This is a genomic window from Moorena sp. SIO3B2, assembly GCF_010692525.1.
Taxonomy (GTDB): Bacteria; Cyanobacteriota; Cyanobacteriia; order Cyanobacteriales; family Coleofasciculaceae; genus Moorena; species Moorena producens.
This window is the reverse complement of the sequence record NZ_JAAHHE010000318.1, coordinates 1-6889: the sequence shown is the minus strand read 5'-3', so window position 1 is coordinate 6889 and position 6889 is coordinate 1. Positions and strand designations below refer to the sequence as shown.

General features: G+C 40.2%; 4 protein-coding genes and 1 pseudogene. 4 read left to right on the top strand and 1 reads right to left on the bottom strand.

From position 1 onward, the window contains the following. Nucleotides 1-287: 287 nt before the first annotated feature. Complete coding sequence (locus tag F6K38_RS32360; RefSeq protein ID WP_009149615.1) at nt 288-623, bottom strand: XisI protein; 336 nt, start codon at nt 621-623, stop codon at nt 288-290. Between the two features lie 334 nt (nt 624-957). On the opposite strand from F6K38_RS32360, the gene F6K38_RS32355 reads away from it, so the two are divergent. From F6K38_RS32355 to F6K38_RS32340, 4 genes and pseudogenes are all read left to right on the top strand, one after another. After that, nucleotides 958-1113 carry a DUF6887 family protein gene (locus tag F6K38_RS32355; protein ID WP_165691870.1) on the top strand — a complete coding sequence of 52 codons (156 nt, stop codon included), beginning with the start codon at nt 958-960 and terminating at the stop codon, nt 1111-1113. 184 nt (nt 1114-1297) lie between these two features. Beyond that, a complete protein-coding gene (locus tag F6K38_RS32350) occupies nt 1298-1450 on the top strand; it encodes a hypothetical protein (protein WP_154659890.1) in 153 nt (50 codons plus the stop codon). Nucleotides 1451-1629: 179 nt separating this feature from the next. Beyond that, nucleotides 1630-5793, top strand: coding sequence for a baseplate J/gp47 family protein (locus tag F6K38_RS32345; RefSeq protein ID WP_287263410.1), 4164 nt, complete (start codon nt 1630-1632; stop codon nt 5791-5793). 15 nt (nt 5794-5808) lie between these two features. Next, nucleotides 5809-6889 (top strand): annotated as a pseudogene (locus F6K38_RS32340) (hypothetical protein); the annotation flags it as partial.

Below are 6889 nucleotides of genomic sequence, written 5' to 3'. Positions count from 1 at the left end.
ACCGAAGCGAATTTCGGGATTAATACTAATATGTTCTGTACTTACTTGTGTCCTACTCATTTTTTGATTAGATATCCTTTTAATTCAATTATAGCAGTTTTCAATTAGGTGTTGTACAAAGTGCGATCGCTTTTGTAGGGTGGGCAAATGGACATAATTCCTAATCAAATTGTCAAACTCTCAGAATTTGCCCACCCTACCACTAATAGGTGGGCAAATGGACATGATTCTTTATCAAATTGTCAAACTTTAAGAATTTGCCCACCCTACCACTAATAGGGTACGCCCTACGCAACAGCAAATTCCGTATCTTTCCTGCGTTCAGGTGACTTAAAACCCAAAACAATTTGCTCTTTTGGGACACCAGCTTCAACGAATTCGTTAGCCACTCCAACTTCTGTGCCATCTCGTTGAATCCAGATTTTTCCATCGATAATATCAACATGAATTAAACAACCATGCTCATAGTGCTTATTCTGACGGCCTAAAATCATCAGCAGGTAGCGATCGGATTCCGGATCAAAGACCGTCTCAAACTTAATATCTCCATGCTTATAGGGCACTTTTGTATGATTTGTGATAATTTCTCGAATTAGTTTGCGGTAATTAGTTAATCTATCCATCGGATAATAACCTCCCGATTGGGGTCAAAGACAATATAGCAATTCTTATTTGGGTGAGGTACAAATTCTTGGGTTTTAGGGAGCAGGGAGCAGGGAGCAGGGAGCAGGGAGCAGGGAGCAGGGAACTTCGGATCAGCTCTTGTAGGGTGGGCAAATGGACATGATTCGTAATCAAATTGTCAAACTCTCAGAATTTGCCCACCCTACCCCACTGAGTTATGGAAAGCTGACGGCACCTCAAGTAGCGTGAGCTTTTAGCTCACCGTTGACGGCTGAATGCTTATTTAGCAGGAGAACTAGATTTTGAAATTAAACCAACAGGAGGATATGAACCATGAACTCTATCAACTATGATACTCTCAGCTTAGAAGAACTAAGACAATATGTCTTGACCCATCGAGAAGATACCACCGCTTTTTATGCTTATATTGACCGTTCAAAAGCAGATGGACGAATGATTACTGTAGATTTAGAAGATAATAATTGGTAAGAAAATATCACCAAACAAATACAAAACGGTAACTGAATTAAAACACTAGTTATCGGAAAAACGGCGACCATTATTGTAGGGTGGGCAAATTAGCCATGATTTCTCATCAAACCGACAACCGCTTGAATTTTGCCCACCCTACCTATTCTTGTCGGGTGGGCAAATAGCTTTTTAAAGTAAGCATATGCGCTACGCGCACGCTGCGCGAACAGCTAAAGGCCGTTGGCCACGCTTTCGGCAAAGCCGACGCTTCGCGAACGCGAACAGCCGTCAGCCGTCAGCTTTTATTCAAAAGCTGATAGCACCTCAAGTAGCGTGGCCTACGGCCAATGGCTGATAGCTGATCGCTGATAACTGTTCGCGTAGCGTGCGCGTAGCGCATTAGCTGACGGCTGATAACTAAATGCTTACACCAAATTTTATTTTGGTTCATATGAATATTTATTACTTTATTTGAGATTGGCTTGTTAATAAAGTTTACATCCGCCCTCCTGATCAATGATATAGAATTTAGTTATGAATACAAACAAGAAAATTATACATCATATTTTTCGTGATGGCGTTAGTCAGCGCGGACGCTTGCTAAGGGAACTCGAACCAGATTATGTTTCCGTAGATGAGCGCGATGTTTCTGATTTACTCACCTTCGTACAAGAGTATGCCACAAAACTAAACTATTACGATGAGTCCAATCGGATAAATGGGGATTGGTCGAGTTTCTTTGGGGGAGATGTTGAGCAAATGCTTGCTTACATTAAGAACCCGGAAAGTTTTGCCGACGATCCATCGACACAAAGGCAATTAGCTCAACCTCATCTAGTTTTGTTGTTCACGTTTTTACAATTATTACGCTATCCTCAGCAACAGTTCAAGGCACTGACCCAAAGATATCTCGATTTTTATTATAAAGAGGTACTGCAGTTAAGGACAAAAGAGGAAGTTCCAGACAAAGTTAATGTAATTTTTGAGCTGGGGCAAGGAGAAGAAGCCCATCTTATTAACAAGGGTACTTTGCTCAGTGCTGGACAAGATAGTCAAGGGGTTAATATTAACTATGCCACCGATGAAGATATAGTTGTTAATCAAGCTCAAGTAGCCAGCATCAAAACGTTATTTATAGAAAAAAATTCTATTGGTTTAGAAGAAATTCATAATCAAGATAATAAGAGCGATCAAAGTTTTGAAAATATGCTGCGCTGGGCAGTTGGCAGACCCAACCAAGGAGACCAACTTCCTGATTTTGGTGAAGAAACTGTTGATATTGATTATCTCAAAGACAATATTTATCAAGCGATTCAAGATAATCAACCAACAGATGATAACATAACCTCTTATATTACAGAACAATTATTTTTCCTCAATACGGAAGATTTTAAGTATTGCTTTGATATCCATGATAGGCAAATAAATAAGGCCCAAGCAGATAAAGAAGAACCTACAGAATTAGAATGGAACGAAGTTTATAAAATACTAGAAAAAGCTTACAGAAAAAAAATTACCATGGGGAGGCGTAATGCCTTAAAAGAAAAGCGAGAACAAGAAGAGCGAGAACAATTGGCTTTCAAGAGCATGATGGAATTGGCTCTTGGGTCACCTAATCCTGGCGATCCTTTGCCGAAAATGCCTAATGGTTATACAACTCTCCAAGAGATATTTGCTCATCTTGACCAAGAGCTAGTTATTAGATATGTCAAAAAAGAACTTTATCTGAGTGTGGCAGATTTCCGGAAGATTATGGAAATCCAAGCTACTACAGAAAATCCTGATTGGGAAGAAGTCTATCGCCTCGTTGAGAAAGCCCAAACCAAGAAAAGAAACTTTACTTACCCTCCTATTGGAAAAACCGAAATTAAAAATATCCATGGAAGTTCACTAGTTGACGCCGAAGAGGTACAAGCAACTAAAGCACAACGTTTTAATACTTTTGGCAACATTACTCAAACCTCACAAAATTCCATCGGTTTTGCCGTTACTTCTCCCGTCTTGTTGTTACAAGAAGGAACATGTAATATTACCCTTACCTTCACCGGTGAAGAAAGGACTTTGAATCGGGATAAGTTCCAGGCAATACTAAGTAGTGAAAATGGCCCTTTTGAAATTTACTTGAGTAGTGAAGCGCAATGGATACAACCGGAATCCTTTGAATATGAAATTGGCGTTTTTATTGTAGAAGATCCACTAGTATCTTATAGCAGTACAGAACTATCTCTGAGTTCCACTGCTTCGGACAACGATAACTTTACAAGTGTTTATTTTATTGAAGGCTCTGAACATACCTTTTCTGCTAGCAACGTGAAGCAACTTCTGGTTTGGAATGACGGTAAGATATTCCAGATTACAGGATTAGTTAATAATAATGAAGCTAATATACAGCAAATTGGTATCGGTAATTTCCCTCAAGATGCTGTTAGTACTGACAAGATTAACCTCTATCGTTCTTCTGCTATTTACCTTAACAGTTTACAGTTTCAGTTAAAACTCGATTCTACCCTACCAGCTATCTTGCCACCAAAACCAGATGAGTCAACTTTTTTCATCGCAACTTCCTATCCGATTGTAAAAATTCTGTTGAAAGAAATATCACCATCAGAAAATACCCAGGAAACACTTATCTATTACGATCAATTCAAATCAGTATCCTTAGAAAAAGTCAATATACAAGTTAAAGTAGAAAATATTCAAGATGTCCAACTGCGGAACGATAACTTAGTACTAAATCCCAAAACTCCTTTTAAACCCTTTGGCAATAATCCTAAAGTAGGTTCGGGTTTTTACTTCGCCAATCGAGAAATTAGCACCAAAAAGTTAGATAGTATTGCCATCAAGATGGAATGGATGGGACTTCCTCAAGACTTTGCTACCCATTATCAGGCATACAATAGCACCAAGATAATTCCGGAGGCAATTACTAATAACAGCTTTCAAGCCAGTTTGAAACTTCTCAATAACAGAAGCTGGGTGGATATTGAAGGTCCCAAATCCATCTTTACCCAAGAAGACAATACTTTAAGTAATCCAATTCACCTCAATTATCAAATTCCAGGCTATTCTTTGGATACTTATTCCTATGAAACCGATACAGACGATCCTTTTGAACAAAACAGGTATTTTCAACTGGAATTAGAAAGCCCAGATTTTGCCCATGATTTACATCCAGTAGTATCAACTAAGGTGGCTTTGTCAACGGATACAGACTTTGTTAAAGATAACGAAGGAAATGATACATCAACAAAAATCAAATCCCTGCCAGTTTATCTCCCTTACACCCCGGAAGTGAAAGCCATCTCCCTCGACTATACCGCCTCAGTAGAGATTGACTTGCAAGCCTCCCAAAGCGAGCAGGAACCTAGTAAAATATTCCAACTTAATCCCTTTGGCTATGCGGATATCCAAACTCTCAATCAAGACAACCAATATTATCTCCTACCGAACTATCAAGAAGAAGGCACTTTATACATCGGTATCCGCAATCTGCAACCACCCCAAAACATTTCCATCCTCTTCCAAATGATACCGGGCAGTGGTAATGGGGAACTAACTCCACCACAGATTCACTGGAGTTACTTGAGTGGTAATGCTTGGCGAGAATTTAAAGACACAGAGATGCTTTCCGATAGTACCAACGGGTTAGTCGATTCGGGGATTATCCGCTTGAGTATCCCTGAGGGAGCCACCAGTCAGCATAACTTGTTACCCAGTGGTTTACATTGGCTACGAGCTACCGTCACCGAAAATGCTGCTGCAATTCCTGATACTCTCGACATCAAAACCCAAGCAGTCAGGGCGACCTTTGTGAATCAGGGGAATGCAGCCGACCATTTAAGTAAACCCCTCGCAGCTAATTCTATTCAAGGATTTGTCACACGAGAACCCGCCATCAACACAGTACAACAGCCCTATAGTTCCTTTGGAGGTAAACCAAAAGAAGACAATCGCGCCTTCACCATGCGGGTGAGTGAAAGACTGCGCCATAAACAGAGGGCTATAACCGCCTGGGATTACGAACGCCTGGTACTGGAACATTTCCCCCAAATCTATAAGGTGAAATGTATCACCTCTGCTGCTGGCAACCACAATCCTGGTGATGCCAAGGTGACAGTGGTGGTAATTCCCGACATCTCTAATACTGCGCCTTTCTTTCCCCTGGAACCCAAAGCACCTTCCTACTTACTAAAGGAAATCCAGGCATACCTGCAAAACTATACCTCACCATTTGTGCAAATCGTGGTGAAAAATCCCCGCTACAAACCCATTCAATACAAAGTGGGTATCCGTTTTCTCGCTGGATATGACCAGGGGGACTATCTGAATCAACTCAATGAAGATATTAAATGCTTTTTGTCCCCGTGGGCTTATGAAGAACAAGCAGATATTACCTTTGGTAGTTCAATCCATAATTCCTCAGTGATCCATTTTATTGAGAAAAGACATTATGTAGATGATGTTGGCTATCTCAAATTAATTGAGCAAGTCCCCATCAAAGCTGGTTCTCAAGGTAAGTCAGATACCGATTATCCGGTGAATCCGTATAATCTCGCCCAAGTGCAACACCCGGATTCAATTTTGGTTTCTGCCCCTCAACATATTATCTGCCTGATGGGCACAGAAAATTCTTATGATGAAGAGGATTTTGAGGGGATTGATTATATGAGTATTGTTAATGATTTTGAAGTTAGTTAAAAGGAGTTAAAGAGCATGGCTCAAAAGAAGAGAAGTCAACTAAAAGAATTATTCAAGACAGGTAAAAAGCCTTCTCAACAGGATTTTGCCGACTTTATTGATTCCACCCTCAATATAAAAGATGATGGCATAGAAAACCCGGCTGGGGCAGATACTCCCCTCAAGATTACCGCCCCCATCAAGATTACCGCCCAAGGTACGGATGAGAAACTGTTGGATTTTTATGCGGGTGACACGAACACTTGGAGTATTAATCAAAAATTAGGAAATAAGCCAGCTTTAAATATCTCTAATTCTTCTGGAGATAGTAAGCTTTTTATTGACAGCAGTAACGGGAATGTGGGACTGAGTATCGATGATCCGCCGAAGGCGAAACTCCATATTCGCCAGACGGGTAATGAAGATGCTTTACGGATTGATGATGAATCAAAGAATACTACTCCTTTCTTTATTAAGAAAGATGGCAATGTGGGGATTGGAACGGATAGTCCAGATGCAAAGCTGGAAATTAAAGGAGATGAACCTGTACTGAAGATTTGGGGTCAAGATAATGCAACCATTCAATTGGGAGAATCGACCGCAGCAAACGGGGGTTTTGACCTTAAGTACATTGGCAGTTCAGAAAAAAAATTATATATAGAAAGCTATAGCGAATGCATTTCAAAAGTAAAACAACATTTAACCATTGTAAGTGAATCAGGCAATGTGGGTATTGGGACGACCTGTCCAGATGCCAAACTAGAAGTTAACGGAAATTTAAAGCTAGAGTACGGAGTAGCGGTGAATGCATTTTCTTGTGATGGTACTCTCAAAGGTTGTAGCGATCTGGCCATACCAACGGAAAAAGCAATTAAAACCTATGCCGATACTAAAGCACTTCTCAATGGTTCTCCGAGTGAGGATTTTTCAGCAAACAACCTAACTGTAAATGGAGTAATAAAACCAAGTGCGGGTAATAGAGAAAACAATGGTATTTTCTTTACTAAAGAACCGGGTTATGGTAGTAAAGATGCTGCCTGGATCAGGTATTACCGTTGTGGAAATTCAGGAGAAAATACGACACTGGAGATTGGAACATCTAATGATTGTGACGATC

Bases quoted from the DNA above. Each gene is read 5' to 3' on its own strand.
- F6K38_RS32360 (WP_009149615.1), bottom strand. From the start codon at position 623: ATGGATAGATTAACTAATTACCGCAAACTAATTCGAGAAATTATCACA.
- F6K38_RS32355 (WP_165691870.1), top strand. From the start codon at position 958: ATGAACTCTATCAACTATGATACTCTCAGCTTAGAAGAACTAAGACAA.
- F6K38_RS32350 (WP_154659890.1), top strand. From the start codon at position 1,298: ATGCGCTACGCGCACGCTGCGCGAACAGCTAAAGGCCGTTGGCCACGC.
- F6K38_RS32345 (WP_287263410.1), top strand. From the start codon at position 1,630: ATGAATACAAACAAGAAAATTATACATCATATTTTTCGTGATGGCGTT.